Source organism: Streptomyces sp. CA-249302 (genome assembly GCF_050936785.1).
GTDB lineage: Bacteria > Actinomycetota > Actinomycetes > Streptomycetales > Streptomycetaceae > Streptomyces.
In genome coordinates, this window is record NZ_JBNJMG010000001.1 from 8,299,183 (window position 1) to 8,321,817 (window position 22,635).

Sequence of the window (22,635 nt, forward strand, 5' to 3'; positions counted from 1 at the left end):
GCCCGCAGTACGGTCTGGTCGATTCCGTCACCGGCCCCGTCGGTTGCGCGCACGCGCAGCGACACGGTGTGCGCGCCCTTCGCGGGCCTGAACCGTGCCTCGCCGTGCGTGACCGGCACTGCCTTCCAGGAGGTGCCGTCGTCGTAGGAGACCCACGCCTTCAGACCGGCCGCCTTGACACTTCCCAGCTGGTTCGCGACCGACAGGCCGATTTCCAACTCCCGTTTGCCGTAGGCCCGGTTGAGGAGGTCGAGTCCCTTCGGGGCGATACCGAGGGAGAGCAGCGGCAGCGGTGTCGCGGCGTCGGTGTGCGCCGAGCCGAAGGTCCACTCGGTGTGCGTGCTCGTCGAGTACGCGGGCCAGTCGGCGCTGCGCCGCGCGTCCAGGACGAAGCGGTACGACGCCTGGTCCGCCGGCACGGTGAAGGTGCCGTAGCCGCCGAGTGCGGACGGGCCGACCAGTTGCCCGTCCCGGTACAGCGTGCCCTGCGCGGTGTTCTGGACGCCGTCGACGGAGCCGTAGTGGCCCGGCGTCGCGTCGTTCAACTCCGGTATCAGGAGGGTGAGTTTGTCGCCGGTGCGCTGGGAGAGCCCGTACGACCGACTGCTGCCGGGGCGGACGACCTGGCGCAGCCAGTCCTCGGCGGGCTGTGCGCCGGCCTTGTCGTAGGTCCGCAGGGGCTCCACTCGCCCCTGAGCGCCGCCGTGTCGGGATAGACGGTGTGCCAGGTACGGGTGTCCGGGTCGGCGTAGTAGTACTCGGTGCGTTGCGTGCCGAGCGGAACCTCCTCGGGGGTCTCGATGCTGAAGAACTGCCAGGGACGGTACGTGTACAGGCTGTCCATGCCGGTCGTGCCGGACGCGGCCCCGTAGTAACGGGCGCTCACCTTCGCCGTGTCGGAGCTGTCCAGGCGGTACGTCTGGTTCGCCGATATGGCACCGCTCTGCGCGGCGAGCAGGTTGTAGACGTAGGGGCTGACCGGTGTGCCGCCCAGCTTCAGCGTGACCTTCTTGCCGGTCTTGAGCAGGGCGGCGAGTTCGGCGCCCTCCTCGCCGGTGGCGATCATCACCGGGACGGTGGTGGCGTGGTCCACGGCCTCGATCCAGAAGCCGGGCTTGTCGCGGTACACGATGAGGTAACCGGCGCCCGCCTTGGTCGCGTTGTCCAGAGCGCTCTGGGCCCGCTCGGTGGCCCCGACCCGGACCACCGCGACCTTGCCCTTCACGTCGAGCCCCGCGAAGTCGGCCTCGGTACCGCCGCCCGCGTCCACCGCCTGCACGGTGTGCTCACCGCTGATCCTGAGTGGGAGGCCGTCGTAGGTCTGCGAGTAGTACAACGAGGACAGGGAGATCTTCTGCGGGCTGGTGACGCTCGCCGTCAACTCCTTCGCGTACAGGCGGAACTTGGCGGAGAACTCCAGGGTTCCCACGGTCACCTGCTGGGTCGGCGCCACATAGATGTGGTCGGTCCAGAAGCCCTGACTGTACGTCAGCCCCCAGGTGCTGCCCGGCCCTTCGCGGTGCCAGCTGGTGCTGAAGCCCTGGAACTCGGAGTCCTCCTTGGTCTTCGGTTTGATCTCCACGGCCTTGCGGGCGTCCAGGACGACCGCGGTGTCCCCGTCGACCTTGATCTCCGGGTCGCCGACCACCGAGGTGCCGACGGCCAGGCCGCCCGCGTCGAGGTCCGGGATCCAGCTCGCGATGGAGTACGTGCCGGCGGGCACCTCAAAGGTCCAGCCGGAGCCCAGGTAGCCGTACGTGTTGGGGTAGGCGCCGTTGAGTTCCTGGAGACTGAAGAGCGACGCCCCGGTGGACGGTTGGCCCTCCCGGTTCACGAGCGACACCTTCAGGGCGTACATCTTCGGCGTCTTCTCGAAGCCGACGCCCGTGGTGGTCTCGACGCCGTCGGCGGTCGCGGTGACGTAACCCGTGTAGCTGCCGGAGGCCAGCTTCTCCGGGTCGACACCGACCGGGACCGTGGCGGTGCCCTGCGCGGGCACGGTCACCGCGGCGGCGCCGAGCGCGAGCTCCGCGAGGCTGGAGGAGACCTTCAACTCCACCGCCTTGTCAGTGGTGTTGGTGTACGTGATGTCCTTGGTGGAGACATCGTTGTCCCCGTCCTCGTACTTGCCGAAACTCAGCGTCGGGGTCGCGAACACGCCCTGCTCCACCGCCCGTACGGCGTCGACCCTGCCGTCGCCCTGCTCGAACGTGGTGGCGTCGGTCATCGTCTTCGCGGTGCTCGCCAGATCCGCCTTGATCTGCTGGCCGGTCCAGTCGGGGTGCGCCTCGGCGACCAGCGCCGCCGCGCCCGCCACGTGCGGGGTCGCCATCGACGTACCGCTCGCCGTCGTGTAGTAGTCGTTCACCGGGGTGCCCATGCTGGTCCCGGCCGCGCGGGCCGCCGTGATGTTCACGCCCGGCGCGGTGATCTCCGGCTTGACCGCGTAGTCGCCGAGGCGCGGGCCGCGGCTGGAGAACGAGGCCAGCTTGTCGGACTTGTCGACGGCGCCGACGGTGAGGGCCGAGTCCGCGATGCCGGGGGTACCGACGGTCTGGTCGGACGGGCCGGTGTTGCCCGAGGCGATCACAAAGAGGGTGCCCGTGGCGGCGGACAGCTCGTCGACGGTCTCGCTCATCGCGTCCGAGGCGCCCGAGGCCGTACCGCCCAGGGACATGGAGACGATCTTCGCGCCGGAGTTCGCCGCCCACTCCATGCCGGAGATGATCCAGGACTCCTGGCCCGAGCCGGTGTTGTCCAGCACCTTGCCGACCAGCAGCTGCGCCCCCGGCGCCACACCCTTGTACTTTCCGTCCGAGGCGGCGCCCGAGCCGACGATGGTGTCGGCCACATGGGTGCCGTGCCCGTGGCCGTCCTGCACGGACTCGTCCGGCACGAAGCTCTGCGTGCCCGCGATCTTCCCGGCGAGGTCAGGGTGGCCGGTGTCCACGCCCGTGTCCAGGACCGCGACCTTGATGCCCGTGCCGTCGTAGCCGGCCTTCCACACCTCGGGTGCGCCGATCTGCGGCACGCTCTGGTCGAGCGACACCTTCACCTTGGCGTCGAGCCAGATCTTGTCGATGCCGTCGCCGAGTTGCCGAGCGGCCTTCGCGGTGGGCTCGGTGCCGGCGGCCGGGGCCACGTCCGTCCAGAAGGCGGTCGACTTCTTCGCGGTCAGCGCGGCTCCGTCGATCCCGGGCAGCGCGAGCGTGCGGTGTGCGCCCTCCGGTGTCTCGCTGCCCTTCCGGTACGTCGCGATCACCGGGGTGGTGCCGGTCTTCGCGTCGCCGTACCCCTGCTTCACCAGTTGGCTGACATTGAACAGGGCCGGGTCGAGACGGCCCGCCCGGAGCAGCGGGACGGCGTCCGACGGTACGACGCTGACCTCGCCGTTCTCCTCGCTGGACAGGAACGTGACGGCCTCACGGCCTGTCCCGCGCCGGACGTCGACGCCGGACCGGCCGTCGGCCGCGGGGGTGAGCGTCACGGTGTCGCCGGTGATGAGGGTGACGGTCTGGGCTCTCGTGGCGGTCGGCGCGGTGACGCCCGGGGCGCTCGTGGCGCCCGGTCCGTCGACCGGCGATCCGGGACCGGCCGTGGCGGGCACGACGGCCCCCGCGAGCAGTCCGGCCGCCCCCGCCACGGCCCAGAGGGCGTGGAGTCTTCGCATGTGTGGACTTCCTCCCCTGAACACTGGAACGCTTCCGGCCCGGTGGGCGGAAGCCAGTGATCAGAGTGGTCGCCGCACAGAAGGCGACTCAAGGGATTCCTGTGGCCGGGGAGTGCCAATGCCCCCTTCGGTCACGGCAGTTGGCGACGGACCGTTCGGTCGCACGGCTTCAGCTCAGCCGGAACACAGGATTCCCTCAGCCTCCCGGGACAGTATCGAGACATGTCTGGCACCTCCGTGTCCCGCGGCGACCGCGTCCGTGTGCTCATCGTCGACGACGAGCCCGCGCTCACCGAGCTGCTCTCCGTCGCCGTCACCGAGGCGGGCTGGCGGCCCTACCCGGCCCCCGACGGACACAGCGCGCTGCGCATCGCCCGCGGCTGCGCCCCGCACGCGGTCGTGCTCGACGGAATGCTCCCCGACCTGGACGGCATCCAGGTACTGCGCCGCCTCCGGTACGAGAACCCCAAGCTGCCGGTCCTCATGCTCACCGCCCGCGACGCCCTGGAACACCGCATCGACGGCCTCGACAACGGCGCCGACGACTACGTCACCAAGCCCTTCTCCCTGGAGGAGGTCGTGGTGCGGTTGCGCGGCCTGCTGCGCCGGGCCGGCACCGAGAAGAACCGCTCCGAGGACTCCGTACACGTGCTCGGCGACCTCGTACTGACCGAGGAGACCCGCGAGGTGCACCGCGCGGACACGCCGATCCAGCTCACGGCCAAGGAGTTCGACCTGCTCAGCCTGCTGCTGCAGCACCCGCGCCAGGTACTGAGCAAGGCCCAGATCCTGGACCACGTGTGGTCCAGCTCCTTCGACGGCGGCGGCAACCTCGTCGAGGTCTACATCTCCAGCCTGCGCCGGAAGATCGACCGGGGCCGGGCCCCGATGATCCACACCGTGCGCGGCATGGGCTACTCCATCAGACCGACGGGGGACGGCAGATGACCCCCCGGCTCGGCGGACGCTCCCTGCGCACCCGCCTGTTGCTCTTCGTCAGCGTCACCCTCGTCATCGTCTGCGCCGCGATGGCCGGCATCACCGCGGTGGTCCAACGCGCCTATCTCATGGGCGACCTGGACGACCGGGTGGCCAACGCGGGCCAGCGCAGCCTGGGCGGCTCCGGCCTCCACCCGGACGACGCGGCCAACCTGTCCTTCCTCATGGAGACCGGCCAGCCCGTCGGCCTGCTCGCCGCCCGCCTCGACAGCCATGGCTCGATCCTCTCCGCCGCCGTGGTCAGCCAGGACGCCCCGCCGCAGAACCTGACCACCACCCAGCGTGCCGTCCTGAAGGGCCTCGCGACCGACGGCTCCAAGCACACGGTCACCGTCCCCGGCCTCGGCACCTACCGGGTCACCGCGCTCGACTCGAACGGCATCCGCGTCCTGACCGGCCTCCCGATGGACGACGTCCAGGACATGATCGGCGGACTCGTCATGGTGGAGGCGGGCGTCGCGGTGGCCGGTCTGGCGATCGCGGGCGCGGTCTGCGCGGTGGTGATACGACGGCAGCTGCGCCCCCTGGGCCGGCTCGCCGCCACCGCGGTCGAGGTCTCCCGGGCCCCGCTGGACCGCGGCGAGGTCACCGGCCTCACCCGGGTCCCCGCGCGGGACACCGACCCCGGCAGCGAGGCCGGCCAGGTGGGCGCCGCGCTCAACCGGATGATCGAACACGTGGAGTCCTCGCTCGCGGAACGCCAGCGCAGCGAGGAGCAGGTGCGCCACAGCGAGGAGCGCATGCGCCGGTTCCTGGCGGACGCGAGCCACGAACTCCGTACCCCGCTCGCCTCGATCGCGGGCTACGCGGAACTGATGAACCGCGGCACCGACCGCATCGAACCGGTCCTGGCCTGGCGCCGCGTCTCGGCCGAATCGGCCCGCATGACGGGCCTGGTGGAGGACCTCCTCCTGCTGGCCCGCCTGGACGAGGGCCGCCCGCTGCACTCGGGCGAGGTCGACCTCGCGGCGGTGGTCGCGGAGGCGGTCTGGGACGCCCGGGCGGCGGGCGGCGGCCACGAATGGCACCTCGCGCTGCACCTCGACGAGGCTCCCGCCCTGGTCACCGGCGACGAGGCCCGCCTCCACCAGGTGGTGGCCAACCTGCTGGCCAACGCCCGTGCGCACACGCCGGTCGGTACGACGGTGGTGGCGGAGGTGGAGGTGACGGGGGAGCGGTGCGTGCTCCGCATCCGCGACAACGGGCCGGGGATCCCGGGGGAGTTGCTGCCAAGGGTCTTCGAACGCTTCACCCGCGGCGACTCGTCCAGAGCCCGGGCGGCGGGCGCGGAGGGCGGTTCGGGACTGGGGCTGGCCATTGTGGAGGCCATCGTGGGGGCGCACGGCGGGCGGATCGACGTACAGAGCGAACCGGGGTGTACCGAGTTCACCGTCGAACTGCCACCGGCGCAGGAAAGCCCGGTGCCGGAGCGCGTGAGCACGATGGTGGAGACACCCAGCGCCTCCATTTTCTGAGCGGCCAAGCACGTGTCCCGTGCGGTGCGGCGGCGAGTTCAGAATCCGACGAGTGCGGTGAGGTCGATGTCCACGGGGAACGGCAGCTCGGTGACGAGCTTGTCGTGGTGCACCGGGTGCGACGGCGCGGGGAAGTACGCGAGGGTGTCCGCGTTGAGCCAGTACTCGTGCACCGCGAGCTTCTGGTCCCGGTCCAGCTCCACGCGCCAGTAGTACGGCACCTTGTGCGCGGCGAAGAGGGCGGGTTTGCGTACGCGGTCGTCCTGGCGGGAGCCGGGGGAGACGACTTCCACCACGAGCGACACCCTCCCCACCGGGACACACTCAAGCTCGAAGAAGTCCAGCTTCCGGGGGTCGAAGACGATCACATCGGGCTTGGGCGTGTTCTGGTCGTCCACCATCACACACTGTTCGGCCACGACCTTGTACGGCTCCGTTCGAGCTGCCTTCAAGCCGCCCAGGATGTCGTCCCGCACCTGGTTGTGCCAGAACTTGGTCTGTCCTCGAACCACGATCCGTCCGTCCACGAGTTCCCAGTCGAAGGGCAGCTCCAAGTCCTTGACCTGGTCGAAGGTCCAGCCGTCAGCCGGCGCGAACATCCAGGTGTCCTCGGTGGCCCGTCCCTGCTGGGGTGTGGTCATCACTGCTCCCATGGACGCCAGTGTGGACGCCGTTACGCGTCGTGATCGTGCGTACGAAGATACCGCCACGCGAACCGGTGAGGCCATGGCACGCCATTGACGGACCCGGTAAGGCGTTTACAAGTGCCCCTCGTGCCGCTACCTTCCGCAGAAGGCAGGGTGGGAGCGCTCCCATATGGGGATGGTGGACCGGAACCCGCCCCCCTCACGGCGCTCCCGCCTCGCCCGCATCCCAACGCCCGCGTCCACATGGCCGTACCCGAAGGAATCTGTCTGTCATGATCCTGACAAACACGCGCCGACCGGCGCGCCGATTAACCACCAGAGCCTTCTTCCTCATCCTGGTCTCCCTCCTCGCCACCGTCCCCGCCTTCGCCCTCGTCGTCACCGCGGGCGGCAAGGCGGAAGCCCACGGCACCCCCATGAAACCCGGCAGCCGCACCTTCCTCTGCTGGCAGGACGGGCTGACCGACACCGGCGAGATCAAACCCGTCAACCCGGCCTGCAAGGCCGCCCAACAGGTCAGCGGCACAACGCCGTTCTACAACTGGTTCTCCGTACTGCGCTCCGACGGCGCCGGCCGCACCCGCGGCTTCGTCCCGGACGGCGAGCTGTGCAGCGGTGGCAACGCCAACTTCACCGGCTTCAACCTCCCGCGCGACGACTGGCCGTTGACCCATCTGACCTCGGGCGCGACCGTCGACTTCTCCTACAACGCCTGGGCCGCGCACCCGGGTTGGTTCTACGTCTACATCACCAAGGACGGCTTCGACCCGACCAAGACCCTCACCTGGGACGACATGGAGGACACCCCGTTCCTCACGGTCGACCACCCGCCGCTCAACGGCACCCCGGGCACGGTCGAGGCCAACTACTCGTGGACCGGGCAGCTTCCCGCGAACAAGTCGGGGCGCCACATCATCTACATGGTGTGGCAGCGCTCGGACAGCGCGGAGACCTTCTACTCCTGCTCCGACGTCGTGTTCGACGGCGGCAACGGTGAAGTGACGGGCATCCACGACCCGGGCAACCCCACCGACCCGGTCCCCGGCACCTGCTCCGCCACCCGCAGAACCACCAACAGCTGGAACGGCGGCTACCAGTCCGAGGTCACCGTCACCAACACCGGCGACGTCCCGATGCTCGGCTGGATGGTCGACTGGACCCTCCCCACCGGCCAGAAGGTCAACAGCCTCTGGAACGGCAACCCGACCTACAACGGCCAGGACGTGATGGTCCACAACGCCGACTGGAACGGCTCCCTGAGCCCGGGCCAGAGCACGACCTTCGGGTACGTCGTCTCGGGCGACGGCGGTGATACGGCGACGACGCTGCCCTGCCAGGTCGGCTGACCCCCGCTCGGGGCGGACCCGGTGGTGGTGTGTGGTCCACCGGGTCCGCGAGCCGGGGCAGGCCGGGGAGTACCTGTCCCGGTGGTGCTGGCTTGTGGCGACGCTGAGATGCGACAACGTTGTCGAATGGTCTGCACACGACTCTATCGCGTCAACGGACAACGATGTCAACCCAGTTGGCCTGCACGATCCGTTTCGGCCAACCCGTCCGGGTGACCTGCTCCGCGCGGCCCCGTCCCGCACGCACCCTTCCGTGGTACGGCTGACACACGCTACTGTCCCTGCGGCTTGTGCGACCTGTGGTGCGCGACCCGTCCGAAGGAGGAGGGGCCGCGTCATGCGTTTCCGTCCTACGTCCCTGCTGCTGGCCGCTGTCCTCGCGATCAGCGGCGCCACCCCCGCCCTCGCGGCGACGACCGCGCGACCGGACCTGGTCAAGGATCCGACGTCGTACGTCGATCCGCTCATCGGCACCAAGAACGGCGGCAATGTCTTCCCGGGCGCCGTCACCCCGTTCGGCATGCTCTCGTGGAGCCCGGAGAACACCAGAGGCGACGCCACCCGCACCGCCGCGCCGGGTGGCTATCTGTACGACGCCACCCGCATCCGCGGCTTCAGCCTCACCCACATGTCCGGCACCGGCTGCGCGGGCGGCAGCGGCGACATCCCGTTCTTCCCGTACGCCGGTGAGGTCACGTCCTCGCCCGCGAGCGACACCAAGGACGCCGTCTACGCCTCCGACTTCAGCCACGCCGACGAGACCGCCGAGCCCGGCCACTACAAGGTCGGCCTGGCGTCCGGGGTCACCGCCGACCTGACCGCCACGCCCCGCACGGGCTCAGCACGCTTCACCTACCCGGCCGACAAGCCCGCCTCGCTTCTCATCCGCACCGCCAACTCCGAGGTGGGGTCGACCGATTCGACCGTCACCATCGATCCGGCGACGCGCACGGTCTCGGGGTCCGTCACCTCCGGCGACTTCTGCGGGTACCTCGACCCGGAAGGCCAACGCGCCTACTACACCGTCTACTTCACCGCCCGCTTCGACCGTGCCTTCAAGTCGACGGGCACCTGGAAGGACGACAAGCTGACCCCCGGTTCGCGTGAAGCGTCGGGCGGCACCGGCGGATTCACGAACGGCGGACGCCCCGTGGCCGGGAAGGGCGCCGGCGGCTACGTCGAGTTCGCCCCCGGCGACGGCCCGGTCAACGCCAAGGTCGGTATCTCGTACGTGAGTCAGGCCGGTGCCGCCGCCAACCTCGCCGCCGAGAACCCGCCCCACCGCTCCTTCGACGCCGTCCAGGACGCCGCCCACCGAGCCTGGCGCGACCAGCTCCGCGCCATCCGAGTCGGCGGCGGCACCGACGCCGAGCGCACCACCTTCTACACGGCGCTCTACCACGCCCTGCTCCACCCGAACGTCATCAGCGACGTCGACCGCAAGTACAGCGGCAGCGACGGCAAGGTGCACACCGTCGCGCGCGGGCATCAGGCCCAGTACGGGACCTTCTCCGGCTGGGACGTCTACCGGGACCAGGTGCAGCTGCTGACCCTGCTCAACCCGCGTACCGGCTCGGACATCGCCCAGTCCCTCTACGAACTCGCCGGGCAGAACGGCGGGATCTGGGACCGCTGGCTGCACGGCGCGAGCGGCACCCACGTCATGAACGGCGACCCCTCACCGACCGCCCTGGCCGGCATCCGCGCCTTCGGCGGCACGGACTTCGACCTCCGCGGCGCGCTGGACTCGCTCGTCAAGGCGGCCACGGTCCCCACCGCACAGGACCTGTCCTCCGCCGGCAAGCCCGTCCTCTCGGCCGGCCAACGACCCTCCCTCGACAAGTACTTGAAGCTCCACTACATGCCCTCCGTGTCCAACGCCTGGGGCGGCGCGGCCGAGACCCTGGAAATGTCCGGCGCAGACTTCTCGCTCTCCCAACTCGCCACCGCGGCAGGCGAGAAGGACACGGCGGCCGCCTTCGCCAAGCGCGCCCAGTGGTGGCAGAACAACTTCAACATCGCCGCCGACCCCAGCGGCGGCTACATCGCCAACCGCAAGGCCGACGGCAGCTGGGTCACCGGCTTCACCCCGGCCACCGGCAACGGCTTCGTCGAGGGTACGGCCGCCCAGTACACCTGGATGGTCCAGCACAACCCCGCCGGACTGTTCGCCGCGATGGGCGGCAAGGACAAGGCCCTGGCACGGCTCGACGCCTTCTTCCACGAGGCCGACGGCAGCTGGGCCTTCACCGGCAGCGGCGGCGACAAGTCCGAGCTGGACAACGAGCCGTCCATCAACGTGCCCTACCTGTACGACTACGCGGGCGCGCCCTACAAGACGCAGGAGACCGTCCGGGCCGCGATGAAGCAGCTCTGGTCGACGGAGCCCGGCGGCATTCCCGGCAACGACGACCTCGGCGCCATGTCCTCCTGGTACGTCTTCTCCGCGCTCGGCATGTACCCGCAGGTCCCCTCCCGAGCCGAACTCGCCCTCGCCTCCCCGCTGTTCCCGCGCATCGAGATCGACCGCCCGCACGGCAACGACATCTCCATCCGCGCGGAAGGCGCGGCCACCGACGCCCCGTACATCACCTCCCTGAAGGTCAACGGCCGTACCAGTGACCGACCTTGGCTCCCGTCCTCCCTCGTGCGGGACGGCGGCCGCCTCGACTACACGCTCTCCGGCACGGCGGACAGGACCTGGGGCAGCGACCCGTCCGACGCCCCGCCCTCCTTCCGCGCGGGCGAGCAGCCGTACCAGATCGGCGTCGGGCCGACCACGGCCACCATCGAGCCCGGCGGGAGCACGAAGGTCGGGATCCGTGCGCTGTCGTTGAGCGGAGGCAGCGGACCCGAGGTGCGCTTCAAGGTCGAGACGCCGGAGGGGATCACGGCGACTCCCGCCGACGGAACGGTCGTCGACGGCTCGCAGGAGATCGGCCTCAGCACCGGCAAGGACATCAAGCAGGGCTTCTACGACGCCAAGGTCACCGTGACCTCCGGCGACACCTCCTACGAGCAGCCCGTCGCGCTCACCGTCGCCGCGCCCGGCACCCTTCTCGCCGCCTACAACAACACCGGCGTCTCGGTTGACCAGGGCGAGCACGACGAGGCCGACTACGACGGCGGCGGCTGGAGCTACTCCCGCCAGGCCCTCGCGGCCGCCGGACTCACGCCGGGCGGTCAGGGGACGGTCGACGGGCTGAGCTTCAGCTGGCCGGACTCGCCGAGCGCGCGTCCCGACAACGTCTCGGCCGACGGACAGACCGTCGAACTCGCCGCCCCGGCAAGGAAGTTGTCCTTCGTCGGCAGTGCGGTCAACGGCAACCAGCAGACCAAGGCCACCGTCACCTACACCGACGGCAGCACCGACACGATCGACCTCTCCTTCACCGACTGGACCGTCGGCGGAGGCGGCGGCACCGTCCAGTACGGCAACGAGGTCGTCGCCAAGACCGCGTACCGGAACGTCGCCGGGGCGGACAAGGACCCGGTGGCGACCTACGTCTTCGCCACCAAGCCCTTCGAGGCACCGGGTGGCAGGACGATCGCGAGCGTGAAGCTGCCGGAGAACACGGACCTGCACGTGTTCACCCTCGCGACGGGCTGAGCTCCAACACCTCGGCCAGCCAGTCGAGTTGGCGGCGCACCTGCACCGCGTCGCCGCCCTCGTGGCCGTTGAAGGGATAGGCGTGGATCTCCTTGCGGGGGTCCACGCCGCTCAGTTCCGCATAGCGGTTGTACGCCGCGTACGCCCCGCTCGGCGGGCACACCCGGTCGCGCAGGCCGACCCCGAAGTGGGCCGGGGCGGCGGCGCGGCGGGCGAAGGAGATGCCCTCGACGTACGAGAGCGTGCGGTACGCGGCCGTCTCGGCACCCCGGTGGACGGCCAGGTAGGCCGCGATCTCGCCGTACGGGCCGTCGTTCGTGAGGTCCAGGGCGCGGCGGATGCCGCAGAGCAGCGGCGCGGTGACCACGGCCGCCGCCAGGTCCGGCACCAACCCCGCGACGGCCAGGGCGAGTCCGCCGCCCTGGCTGTTGCCGACGGCGGCGACGCGGCCCCCGTCCACGCCGGGCAGCGCGCGCACCGCCGCCACCGCGCGCACCGCGTCCGTGATCAGCCGCCGGTAGTGGTACTCGCGCGGGTCCGGCAGCCCCCGTACCGCGGGACCCGGGCCGCCCGGCGCCGAGGCGTGCGGGTCGGGAGTCGCCCCGCCGTTGCCGTACTGGTCGCCCTGGCCGCGGCTGTCCATCAGCAGATGCGCGTACCCGGCGTTCACCCAGGTCAGCCGCTCGTGCGGGAGCCCGCGGCCGCGGCCGTAACCGGCGTACTCGACGACCGCGGGGAGCGGCTCACGCACCCCGGTAGGCCTGCTGTACCAGGCGCGCACCGGATCTCCGGCGAAGCCCCGGAAGGTCACGTCCCAGGTGTCGGTCAGCCGTAGTCCCGTCCGCACCGGGCGCACCGACACCAACACCTCGGCCTGCGCCGCCTCTTTGAGCGTGTCCTGCCAGAACTCGTCGAGATCCGGGGGCTCCTGGACCTCGGGGCGGTACTGCTCCAGCTCTCTCCTCGGCAGGTCGAACGCAGACACTGGGCACCTCGCATCAGTCGGTCCAAGTAGTGAAACTTGCGGAGGGAACCGGGACTTGGTCTCTCGGTTCTACCCCACTCACGCCCCAGGTATCTCCTGCGCGACCCATTGACAGCGCTTTCTCACTGCCTCTAAGTTGCCGCGAAGTTACCGGTAAGAGCTCGAAAGTTTCGGCCACTTCTCCGCCCCACGGGAGGACCGAGCATGAGCACCATCATCAAGACGGGCTCTCCGCCCGGGACTCAGGACCCGCCGAAGACCACCACCCGTCCGGCCCGGCGGAGCGGCTGGCGCCGGGACTGGCAGCTGTACTCGCTGGCCGTGCTGCCGCTGCTGTTCTTCCTGGTCTTCCGCTATCTGCCGATGATCGGCAACGTGATCGCCTTCCGCCGCTTCGAGCCGGGCGGTTCGATGTTCGGCGAGGAGTGGGTGGGCCTGCGCTATGTGCGCATGTTCCTCACCGACCCCACCTTCTGGCAGGTGTTCCGCAACACCCTCTGGCTCGGCGGACTCACCCTCGTCTTCTGCTTCCCGATCCCGATCGTGCTCGCCCTGCTGCTGAACGAGGTGCGCCGGCGCTCGCTGAAGCGGTTCGTGCAGTCGGTGTCGTACCTCCCGCACTTCCTGTCGATCGTGATCGTCGCCGGCATCACCATGCAGATGCTCGCCAGTGACGGCCCCGTCAACCACGTCCTCGGCTTGCTCGGACACGACCCGATCCGCTTCATCCAGGAACCCGACTGGTTCCGCACGATCTACGTCGGCTCGGAGATCTGGCAGACCGCGGGCTGGGGCACGATCCTCTACCTGGCCGCGCTCACCACCATCGACGAGGACCTGTACGAGGCCGCACGCATCGACGGCGCGGGCCGCTGGCGGCAGATCTGGCATGTCACCCTGCCCGGCATCCGCCCCACCATGGTCACGCTGCTGATCCTCAACGTCGGCACCTTCATGGCCGTCGGCTTCGAGAAGGTCCTGCTGCTCTACAACCCGCTGACCTATCCGACGGCCGACGTGATCTCAACCTACGTGTACCGCGCGGGAGTCGAGTCCAACAGCTTCAGCTACGCCGCCGCCATTGGGCTGTTCGAGGCGGTCATCGGGCTGGTCCTGATCACCTCCGCCAACCAGCTCTCGCGCCGCACGGTGGGGACCAGCCTGTGGTGAGGCCGAGCCGCTCCTACCGGGTCTTCCAGGGCGTCAACGGCGTGGTGCTCACCCTTGTGGTGCTGGTGACGCTGTACCCGTTCCTCAACATCGTGGCGCGGTCCTTCAGCGGGGAACGACAGGTCCGGGCCGGTCAAGTGACCCTGTGGCCAAAGGGGTTCAGCCTCACCACGTACGACATCGTCTTCCACGACTCGATGTTCTGGCGGAACTACGGCAACACCGTGTTCTACACGGTCGTATCGACCGCCGTGGCCATGGTCCTGACGACCTGTTACGCCTACGTGCTGTCGAAGAGACACCTCAAGGGCCGCACCGCGCTCATCGGTGTCGCCGTCTTCACCATGTTCTTCACCGGCGGTCTGATCCCCAACTACGTCCTCGTCACCAGCCTCGGCCTGAAGAACACCGTGTGGGCGATCGCCCTCCCGAACGCCGTCAGCGTCTTCAACCTGCTGGTGATGAAGGCCTTCTTCGAGAGCCTGCCGACCGAGCTGGAGGAGGCCGCGCAGATCGACGGCCTGAGCACCTACGGCATCCTGCTCAGGATCGTGCTGCCGCTGTCCAAGGCGGTCGTGGCGACGATGGTGCTCTTCTACTCGGTGTCCTTCTGGAACTCCTGGTTCAGCGCCTTCCTCTACATGGACAGCAGCGACCTGATGCCGGTCACCGTCTATCTGCGCAACCTCATCGCGGGCGTCACCGGCGGCGGCAACGCGGGCGCCACCACCGAGCAGCTCAGCCAGGCCGGGGCGACCATCCAGTCCGTCGCCATCGTCCTCACCGCCCTGCCGATCCTCTGCGTGTACCCGTTCGTCCAGCGCTACTTCGTCTCGGGCGTGATGCTCGGCGCGGTCAAGGGCTGATCCCAAGCAACTCGCCTACGGAACAAGGGAGTTCCCGTGAAGAACGCAGGAGAGCTGTCACGGCGTCAGATCCTGGCGGCCGCCGGCTTCATCGGCCTCGCCGCCCTCACCGGCTGCGGCAGCGGCGGTGACGGAGGGGACGGCAAGGACCTCACCAAGAAGCAGGACGGCGCGATGAAGGAGTACCGCGCCGGACAGCAGTTCAAGGCCTCCAAGGCGCTGTCCTTCTCCATGCTCCACAACGACAACCCGGTCTACCCCCTCAAGACCGGGTGGCTGTTCTGGAAGGAGGTCACCAAGCGCACCGGCGTGACCATCAAGCCGATCGACGTACCCCTCGCCGACTACGAGAAGAAGCGCAGCGTCCTCATCGGCGCGGGCGACGCCCCCTTCCTGATCCCCAAGACGTACCACCCCTCCGAGGTCGCCTTCGTCTCCTCGGGCGCGATCCTCCCGGTCAGCGAGTACGTGCACCTGATGCCCAACTTCCGGGACAAGGTGAGGAGATGGAAGCTCGATCCCGAGCTGGACTCCATCCGCCAGTCCGACGGCAAGTACTACCTGCTCCCCGGCCTGCACGAGAAGCCCAGGTCCGGCTACTCGCTGTCCTTCCGCACGGACGTCCTCGACAAGCACGGGCTGACCCTGCCGACCACCTGGGACGAGGTGACCGACGTCCTGAGGGCGCTCAAGCAGGAGTATCCCGGCAAGTACCCCTGGACCGACCGCTGGAGCACCAACACCCCCTTCCCGTGCGGGGCGTTGTTCCAGTACCTCGGCCAGGCATACGGCGTCCGGGCCGGCTGGGCGTACGACAACCTCAGCTTCGACACCCAGGCGGAGAAGTTCGTCTTCACCGCCACCCAGGACGCCTACCGGCAGATGGTCGAGTACCTGCGCGGACTCGTCGCCGAGAAGCTCCTCGACCCGGAGAGCTTCACCCAGCAGGACGACCAGGCCGTGCAGAAGCTGCTCGCCGAGAAGTCGTACGTCATCAGCGCCAACCCGCAGGAGCTGGTGCAGAACTACCGCTACAACCTGAGCAAGCAGGTCAAGGGCGCGACCATCGAGATGGTCCCGGTCCCGCTCGGCCCGGCGGGCCCGGTGCTGCTCAGCGGTATCCGCCTGGAGAACGGCGTCATGATCTCCAGCAAGGCGCTGAAGAGCTCCGACTTCGTCGCGATGATGCAGTTCGTGGACTGGCTCTGGTACTCGGACGAGGGCCAGAAGTTCTGCAAGTGGGGTGTGGAGGGCGTCACTTACACCGAGTCCGGCGGCAAGTACACACTGCGGCCCGGGATCTCGCTCATGGGCTCCGACCCCGACGCCCCGAAGGACCTCCAGAAGGACTACGGCTTCTTCAACGGCGTCTTCACCTACGGCGGAAGCTGGGAGCTGGTCTCCTCCAACTTCAGCCCGGACGAGAAGAAGTTCCAGGACGTCATGTCCCAGCGCAAGGAGCTCCCCGTCGACCCGGCCCACCCCCTCCAGTCCTCCGAGCAGGAGCGGGCCACCCTCTGGGACACCCCGCTGAAGGACGCGGCCATCCAGAACACCCTCCAGTTCGTCCTCGGCAAGCGCCCGATGTCCGAATGGGACCAGCACGTCGCCGAGTTGAAGGCGAAGAACATGCAGCAGCTCGTCGACCTGCACAACAAGGCCTACGAGCGCTTCAAGAAGGAGAACGGGTGAGCCGCGCGGAGACCGGGGGCCGCGCGGAGGGCGGGGGCCGCGCGGAGGGCGGGGCCCGCTTCTCCGACGCCTGGCGCCACTGCGTCGGCACCGGCCGCGTCGAACTCGCCCTGCGCCGCGACTACCAGGACTCCCTCGCCCTGCTCCAACGGGACATCGGCTTCCGGTACATCCGGGGGCACGGGCTGCTGAGCGACGGCATGGGCGTGTACCGGCCGTACGAGTGGCAGGGCGGACGCCGGGTCCGGCACTCCTTCACCTACGTCGACCAGGTGATCGACGCCTACCTGGAGCTCGGCATCCGCCCCTTCCTCGAACTCGGCTTCATGCCGGTCGAGTTGGCGTCGGGCGACCGGACCGTGTTCTGGTGGCGCGGCAACGTCACACCGCCCCGCTCGCACAAGGAGTGGGCCGAGCTGGTGCGCGCCACCGTGTCCCATCTCGTCGACCGCTACGGCCTCGACGAGGTGCGCACCTGGCCGATCGAGGTCTGGAACGAGCCCAACCTCCCCGACTTCTGGCAGCACGCGGACGAACAGGCGTACCACCGGCTCTACGAGGTGACCGCGCACGCCGTCAAGGAGGTGGACGCGGAGCTGGAGGTCGGCGGGCCGGCGATCTCGCCCGGCGCGGACGAGTGGCTGGACCGCTTCGCCGAGTTCGCCGACCGGCGTGACGTGCCGGTGGACTTCGTGTCCAAGCACGCCTACAGCTCGGGCCCGGCCCAGCACGTCCCCTTCGGCGTCCACCAGAGGCTGGCCCCGGCGGCGGACCTGCTGACCCAGTTCGCGACGCCACGCGAGCGCCTCAAGGGCACTCCTCTGGCCGAACTCCCGGTCCACATAACGGAGTTCAACTCCTCCTACCGCCCCGACAACCCCATCCACGACACGGCTTTCCACGCCGCCTACCTCGCACCGGTGCTGGCCGCCGGCGGCGATCACGCCGACTCCTTCTCCTACTGGACCTTCAGCGACATGTTCGAGGAGGAGGGCGTGCCGACCGCGCTCTTCCACGGCGGCTTCGGGCTGCTCACCCACCGGCAGGTCAGGAAACCGACGTACCACCTGTACGCGTTCATGGCCCGGATGGGGGAGGAGCTGCTGACGCGCGGCGACGACCACCTGGTGACACGGCACCCCGACGGCCGGGTGACCGTGCTGGCCTGGGCTCCGGTCGACCCGAGCGGCGCGACACCCGGCCCGGACCGGCACGTGGTACGGCTGTCCGTGCCGATGCGCGCGGGAGAGGCCTTCGTACGCCGGTCGACGGTCGACGAGGAGCACGGCAACGCGCGTACGGCCTGGCAACGGATGGGCAGCCCGCGCTCCCCACGCCCGCACCAGCTCGACGTACTCCATGAGGCGGCGGAACCGGGCCGACGGCATGAGCGCCTGCCGGTGGAGGACGGGCGGGTGGGGTTGGACCTGACGCTGGCCAGGCACGAGGTGACGCTCGTCGAAGTCGGCCCGGTGCGGGAGGAGGCGCCCGAATGGGCGGACGAGCGGCGGCTGTTGGGAGGGCGGCCGGCATGAGCACACCGACCGTCGGCTTCGGGGTCGGCCCCCTCTCCCGGGCCGCCGCCCTCATCCACACCCTCCTCACTGTGGAGGCCCTGCTCCTCGCCGCCGCGTCGCCCGGCCTGCTCGCCCTGCTCCTCCTGGGCCCCGACCCGTCCAACCTTCCTCTGGCCGCCGTATGCCTGCTCCCCGTCGGCCCGGCCCTCTCCGCCGCGCTCTACGCCCTCCACCACCGCACCGGCGACCTCACCGACCTCCACCCGGCCCGCACGTACGCCCGCGGCTGGCGCCTCAACGCCCTTGCCGTCCTCAGGATTTGGGTGCCCCTGCTCGCCTGGCTCACCATCATCGGCTTCACACTCACCCACTTCTCCGCGACCGGCCTGCCCGGCTGGTGGGCGTGGCTGCTGGCGGCCATCGGCCTCGCCTCCCTCCTCTGGGGCGCCCACGCGCTCGTCCTGACCTCCCTCTTCACCTTCCGCGCCCGCGACACCGCCCGCCTCGCCGCGTACTTCCTCTTCCGGCACGGCAGGGCCACCCTCGCCGCGGCCTCGCTGCTCGTGCTGACCGCCGGCCTCACCGCCCTGCGCACCGAGGCCCTGCCCGCCCTGCTGGCCGCCCCGATGCTGCTCTCCCTGCTGCACGGCAGCCGTCCGGTGATCGCCGAGACCCAGGAGGACTTCACCGCATGACCCCGCGGACCCCCAAGATCCCGTACGGCGGCGACTACAACCCCGAGCAGTGGCCGGAGGAGGTCTGGGACGAGGACCACCGGCTGTTCACCCGGGCCGGCATCGACACCCTCACCGTCGGCGTCTTCTCCTGGGCCCTCACCCAACCCGCCGAGGATGTCTACGACTTCACCGTCCTCGACCGCGTCCTCGACCGCGCCGCCGCCGAGAACCGGCGCGTCTGCCTCGCCACCGGCACCGCCGCCCTCCCGCCCTGGCTCGCCAAGAAGTACCCCGAGGTCAACCGCACCGACTTCGAGGGCCGCCGGCACCGCTACGGCCAGCGCCACAACTTCTGCCCCAGCTCACCCGAGTACCGCCGCCTCGCCACCGCGCTGGCCGCACGCGTCGCCGAACGGTACGCGCAGCACCCGGCGTTGCTCGCCTGGCACATCAACAACGAGTACGGAGGCGCCTGTTACTGCGAGCTGTGCGCCGAGGCGTTCCGGGACTGGCTGCGCCAGAAGTACGTCACCCTCGACGCCCTCAACGACGCCTGGTGGACGGCCTTCTGGTCGCACCGCTACACCGACTGGGACCAGGTCGAGCCCCCGAACGCCCTCACCGAACACTGGCGCGGCCCCGACCACACCGCCTTCCAGGGCCTCACCCTCGACTACTTCCGCTTCACCACCGACGCACTGCTCGGCTGCTTCCTCGCCGAGAAGGAGGCGATCCGGCGGTACGACCCGGACACGCCCGTCACCACCAACTTCATGGGCATGTTTCGCCCCCTCGACTACCACCGCTGGGCGCCCCACCTCGACTTCGCCTCCTGGGACAGCTACCCGCCCCTCGACGCCCCGCCGACCTGGCCGGCCCTGGCCCACGACCTGATGAGAGGACTGAAGGACGGCGCCCCTTTCTGGCTGATGGAACAGACGCCGTCGACGACGGCCTGCCGTGACGTCAACCCCCTGCGCAGACCGGGGGAGTTGCGCCTCGCCACTTTCCAGGCCATCGCCCACGGCGCCGACGCGGCCCTGTACTTCCAGATGCGCGCATCCCGCGGCGCCTGCGAGAAGTACCACGGCGCGGTCATCGGCCACGCGGGCCGGGACGACACCCGCGTCTTCCGCGAAGTCGCCGACCTGGGAGGGGAGTTGGCCTCGCTCGGCGACGCGACCCTCGGCGCCCGCACCCCCGCCCGTACCGCGCTGCTCTTCGACTGGGACAGCTGGTGGGCGTTGGAGATCTCCGACGGCCCGTCCCGGCTGGTCAAGTACCTGGACGTCGTCCACGCCTACTACCGCGCCGCCCGCGAGTCCGGCGCCGACGTGGACGTGATCCCGCAGACCGCCGACCTCACCCCGTACGACGTCGTACTCGCCCCCGTCCTGCACCTGGTCAAGGGCGACCTCGCGACCCGCCTCGAAGCCGTCGCCGCCCGGGGCGGCACCGTCCTGACGACCTTCCTCTCCGGCCGGGCCGACGAACACGACCGCGCCTTCCTCACCGACGTCCCCGGCCCGCTCGCACCGCTCATGGGCGTCCGGATCGACGAATGGGACGCCCGCGCACCGGAGTTCACCCAGACCGTCCCCGAACTCTCCACCCAGGCACGGCTCGTCTTCGAGATCGTGCTCCCACGCGGCGCCGAACCGGTCGCCACATACGGCGAGGACTTCTACGCGGGGACTCCAGCGGTCACTCGGCACTCCTTCGGCGAGGGAGAGGCCTGGTACGTCGCCACCGCCGTCGACCAGCCCGGCGTCGACGAGATCATCCGCCGCATCCTCACCCGCCACGACCTGCTCGGCCCGTACGCCGACCAGCCGTCCGTCGAGACCGCGACCCGAATCGCCCCCGACGGCACCCGGCTCCTCTTCCTCCTCAACCATGCTCCGGAACCAGCCCGGTTGACGGCCCACACCACCGCCACGGATCTCCTGACGGGCAAGCGGGTCGAGCAGGGCGACCCGCTCACCCTCGACCCGCTCGGCGTGGCCGTCCTGCGGGTTCAGTAGATGACACGCCCTTCGGCGTCCGGCACCCCGGACTTCCGCAGGAAGTAGCTGTTGATCTGATCGCGCCACTCGCGGGCACTCCGGAGCTGCTCCTCGAAGAGCTCCGCAACCCGCGCGTGGCGCGCCGGCGTCACCAGCCCCGCCAGCGACTCCCACACCCGCGCGGCCGCCTCCGCCTCCGCCACACCTTCGAAGTGCGTGTCGTAGATGTGCTGGATCACGGTCCTACCGCTCTTCAGCACATGCCCGTACGGCACATGGTGGAAGAACAGCAGCAGCTCGTCCGGGCAGCTCTCCGCCGACTCGTACACCTCGGCCCACGCCTTCGCGTACTGCCCCGCGTATCCGGTCCCGCTCGCCACACTCCGGTCCACCCCGACGCCGTCCCGGTCGGCGAAGTGATAAGTCCCCCAGGGGCTGTACTCGTACCCGTCCACGCTGGGCCCGTAGTGGTGCCCCGGCTGCACCATGAACCCGACCCCGAGTGGCGCGGTGTACTTCTCATACGTCCGCCACGAACCGTCCAGCACCGCGTGCAGCCCCGCCGCGGGCCCCGTGCCGAAGCTGAGCCGGATCCACTCGTCGAGGATCCCGCCCGGATCGGCGTCCGGCTGCCAGGCGAGCCGCCCGAAGGTGTAGAGGTTGGCCTGGGCCAGCGGATGGCCCGTCCAGAAGGGGTCGTCGCCGACATTGGACACGGCCACCAACTCCTCGAAGGCCGGGCCCTCCTGGTCCCCGAGGAACCGCAGCACCTCGCTCCACATCGGCCCCAGCCAGCACACGTGCCGCTGCTGCCCGGTGTACTCCTGCGTCGCCTGGAGCTCCACCGCGAGAGTGGTATGTGACATAGCACTGATCAACGGCGACACCGGCTCCCGCACCTGGAAGTCCATCGGCCCGTGCTTCACCTGAAGCACCGCGTTCGCGGCGAACTCCCCGTCCAGCGGCACGAAGTGGTCGTACGCGGCCCGCGCCCGGTCGGTCGTCCGGTCCCGCCAGTCCTGCCGGTGGTCGTAGACGAAGGCCCGCCAGTGGACCGTGCCCCCGTACGGCTCCAGTGCCGCGGCCAGCATGTTCGCCCCGTCCGCATGCGTGCGCCCGTACGCGAACGGCCCCGGCTGCCCCTCCGAGTCGGCCTTCACCACGAACCCGCCGAAGTCCGGTATCGCCTCGTGGACGCGCGCGACCGCCCCGGCCCACCACTCCCGCACCCGCCCGTCCAGCGGATCGGCCGTCTCCAGCCCACCCAGCACGATCGGCGCGGCGAAGGTGACCGACAGATGCGTCCGGATCCCGTACGGCCTCAACGCCCCCGCGATATCCGCCACTTCACCGATCCGGTCCGTCAGCAGGCGCGCCTCGACCTCGTGCACGTTGACGTTGTTGACGGCCACGGCGTTGATCCCGCAGGCCGCGAGCAGCCTGCCGTACGCCCGCACCCGTTCCAGCTCCCCGCGGGCCCGTCCGGCCGCCCAGAACAGCGAACCGCCCGCGTAACCCCGCTCCACCTGTCCCATGACCGGATGCACCGCCACGTTGTCCCAGTGATCCAGCATGCGCAGGGCCAACGCCGGTTCATGCAGAGCTTGTTGGGCCTCGCCGACGAACGCGGCCTCCCCGAGCCGTACGACGTGGAAGAAGCCGTACAGCAACCCCCGTGCCCCGGTCGCCGTCACCGTCGTACACCCGCGACCGCGCTCGTACCCGAATGCCTCCGACGAGTCGTCGCCGGAGCCGGTCAGCTCCAGTACCAGGTCGAACGGCCCGGGGGCCGCGTCACGTTCGACGCGGCCCCCGAACCGTGCGCAGGCCTCGGCCACTTCCCCGTGCACCGTCTCAACCAGTGGACCCGATCCGCGGATCAGGGTCCGCCGGGTGCCGATCGGGCGGAACGCCCGCACCGGCAGCCAGGCCGGGTCGACACCCTCGGGCAGGACGGGCACGGGACGTGGCATGG

At 69.9% G+C, this 22,635-nt stretch carries 14 protein-coding genes; 10 read left to right on the forward strand and 4 right to left on the reverse strand.

The annotated features are described in order from the left end of the window. Positions 1–553: 553 nt before the first annotated feature. Positions 554–3,670, reverse strand: a complete 3,117-nt coding sequence (locus tag ACQEWB_RS37605; protein ID WP_432839173.1) for a S8 family serine peptidase — start codon at positions 3,668–3,670, stop codon at positions 554–556. 222 nt (positions 3,671–3,892) lie between these two features. Between ACQEWB_RS37605 and ACQEWB_RS37610 the strand changes: the two genes are divergently transcribed. Beyond that, the gene (locus tag ACQEWB_RS37610; RefSeq protein WP_432839175.1) at positions 3,893–4,618 is read left to right on the forward strand and encodes a response regulator transcription factor; all 726 of its coding nucleotides are present in this window, start codon (positions 3,893–3,895) and stop codon (positions 4,616–4,618) included. Then, entirely contained in the window at positions 4,615–6,144 is a 1,530-nt protein-coding gene (locus ACQEWB_RS37615) for an ATP-binding protein (RefSeq protein ID WP_432839177.1), read from the forward strand. The genes ACQEWB_RS37610 and ACQEWB_RS37615 overlap by 4 nt, the downstream gene beginning before the upstream one ends. A gap of 38 nt (positions 6,145–6,182) precedes the next feature. On the opposite strand, the gene ACQEWB_RS37620 is transcribed toward ACQEWB_RS37615, so the two are convergent. Next, positions 6,183–6,797 (reverse strand): Uma2 family endonuclease, encoded by a 615-nt coding sequence (locus tag ACQEWB_RS37620; protein WP_432839179.1) that lies wholly within the window; start codon positions 6,795–6,797, stop codon positions 6,183–6,185. A 266-nt stretch (positions 6,798–7,063) separates the two neighbouring features. Between ACQEWB_RS37620 and ACQEWB_RS37625 the strand changes: the two genes are divergently transcribed. Both ACQEWB_RS37625 and ACQEWB_RS37630 read left to right on the forward strand, forming a co-directional pair. After that, entirely contained in the window at positions 7,064–8,137 is a 1,074-nt protein-coding gene (locus ACQEWB_RS37625) for a lytic polysaccharide monooxygenase (protein ID WP_432839181.1), read from the forward strand. 337 nt (positions 8,138–8,474) lie between these two features. Continuing rightward, positions 8,475–11,747 carry a GH92 family glycosyl hydrolase gene (locus tag ACQEWB_RS37630; RefSeq protein WP_432839183.1) on the forward strand — a complete coding sequence of 1,091 codons (3,273 nt, stop codon included), beginning with the start codon at positions 8,475–8,477 and terminating at the stop codon, positions 11,745–11,747. On the opposite strand, the gene ACQEWB_RS37635 is transcribed toward ACQEWB_RS37630, so the two are convergent. Then, positions 11,728–12,732: an acetylxylan esterase gene (locus ACQEWB_RS37635; RefSeq protein ID WP_432839185.1), complete on the reverse strand. Its 1,005-nt coding sequence runs from the start codon at positions 12,730–12,732 to the stop codon at positions 11,728–11,730. The two genes, ACQEWB_RS37630 and ACQEWB_RS37635, sit on opposite strands and share 20 nt — an antisense overlap. Before the next feature lie 204 nt (positions 12,733–12,936). On the opposite strand from ACQEWB_RS37635, the gene ACQEWB_RS37640 reads away from it, so the two are divergent. Genes ACQEWB_RS37640 through ACQEWB_RS37665 form a run of 6 tightly spaced genes read left to right on the forward strand, consistent with a single transcriptional unit; the run spans position 12,937 to position 20,678 of the window. Beyond that, positions 12,937–13,902, forward strand: a complete 966-nt coding sequence (locus tag ACQEWB_RS37640) for an ABC transporter permease (RefSeq protein ID WP_432839187.1) — start codon at positions 12,937–12,939, stop codon at positions 13,900–13,902. After that, positions 13,896–14,768: a carbohydrate ABC transporter permease gene (locus tag ACQEWB_RS37645; RefSeq protein ID WP_432839189.1), complete on the forward strand. Its 873-nt coding sequence runs from the start codon at positions 13,896–13,898 to the stop codon at positions 14,766–14,768. The genes ACQEWB_RS37640 and ACQEWB_RS37645 overlap by 7 nt, the downstream gene beginning before the upstream one ends. A 36-nt stretch (positions 14,769–14,804) precedes the next feature. Continuing rightward, positions 14,805–16,460, forward strand: a complete 1,656-nt coding sequence (locus tag ACQEWB_RS37650; RefSeq protein WP_432839191.1) for an ABC transporter substrate-binding protein — start codon at positions 14,805–14,807, stop codon at positions 16,458–16,460. Next, positions 16,457–17,995 (forward strand): GH39 family glycosyl hydrolase, encoded by a 1,539-nt coding sequence (locus ACQEWB_RS37655; protein WP_432839193.1) that lies wholly within the window; start codon positions 16,457–16,459, stop codon positions 17,993–17,995. The genes ACQEWB_RS37650 and ACQEWB_RS37655 overlap by 4 nt, the downstream gene beginning before the upstream one ends. Then, complete coding sequence (locus tag ACQEWB_RS37660; RefSeq protein WP_432839195.1) at positions 17,992–18,672, forward strand: hypothetical protein; 681 nt, start codon at positions 17,992–17,994, stop codon at positions 18,670–18,672. The genes ACQEWB_RS37655 and ACQEWB_RS37660 overlap by 4 nt, the downstream gene beginning before the upstream one ends. Then, positions 18,669–20,678 carry a beta-galactosidase gene (locus tag ACQEWB_RS37665; RefSeq protein ID WP_432839197.1) on the forward strand — a complete coding sequence of 670 codons (2,010 nt, stop codon included), beginning with the start codon at positions 18,669–18,671 and terminating at the stop codon, positions 20,676–20,678. Before ACQEWB_RS37660 ends, ACQEWB_RS37665 begins: the two co-directional genes overlap by 4 nt. Here the strand turns inward: ACQEWB_RS37665 and ACQEWB_RS37670 are convergent. Then, the gene (locus ACQEWB_RS37670; protein WP_432839199.1) at positions 20,672–22,633 is read right to left on the reverse strand and encodes an alpha-glucuronidase; all 1,962 of its coding nucleotides are present in this window, start codon (positions 22,631–22,633) and stop codon (positions 20,672–20,674) included. The two genes, ACQEWB_RS37665 and ACQEWB_RS37670, sit on opposite strands and share 7 nt — an antisense overlap. Between the last annotated feature and the right edge of the window lie 2 nt (positions 22,634–22,635).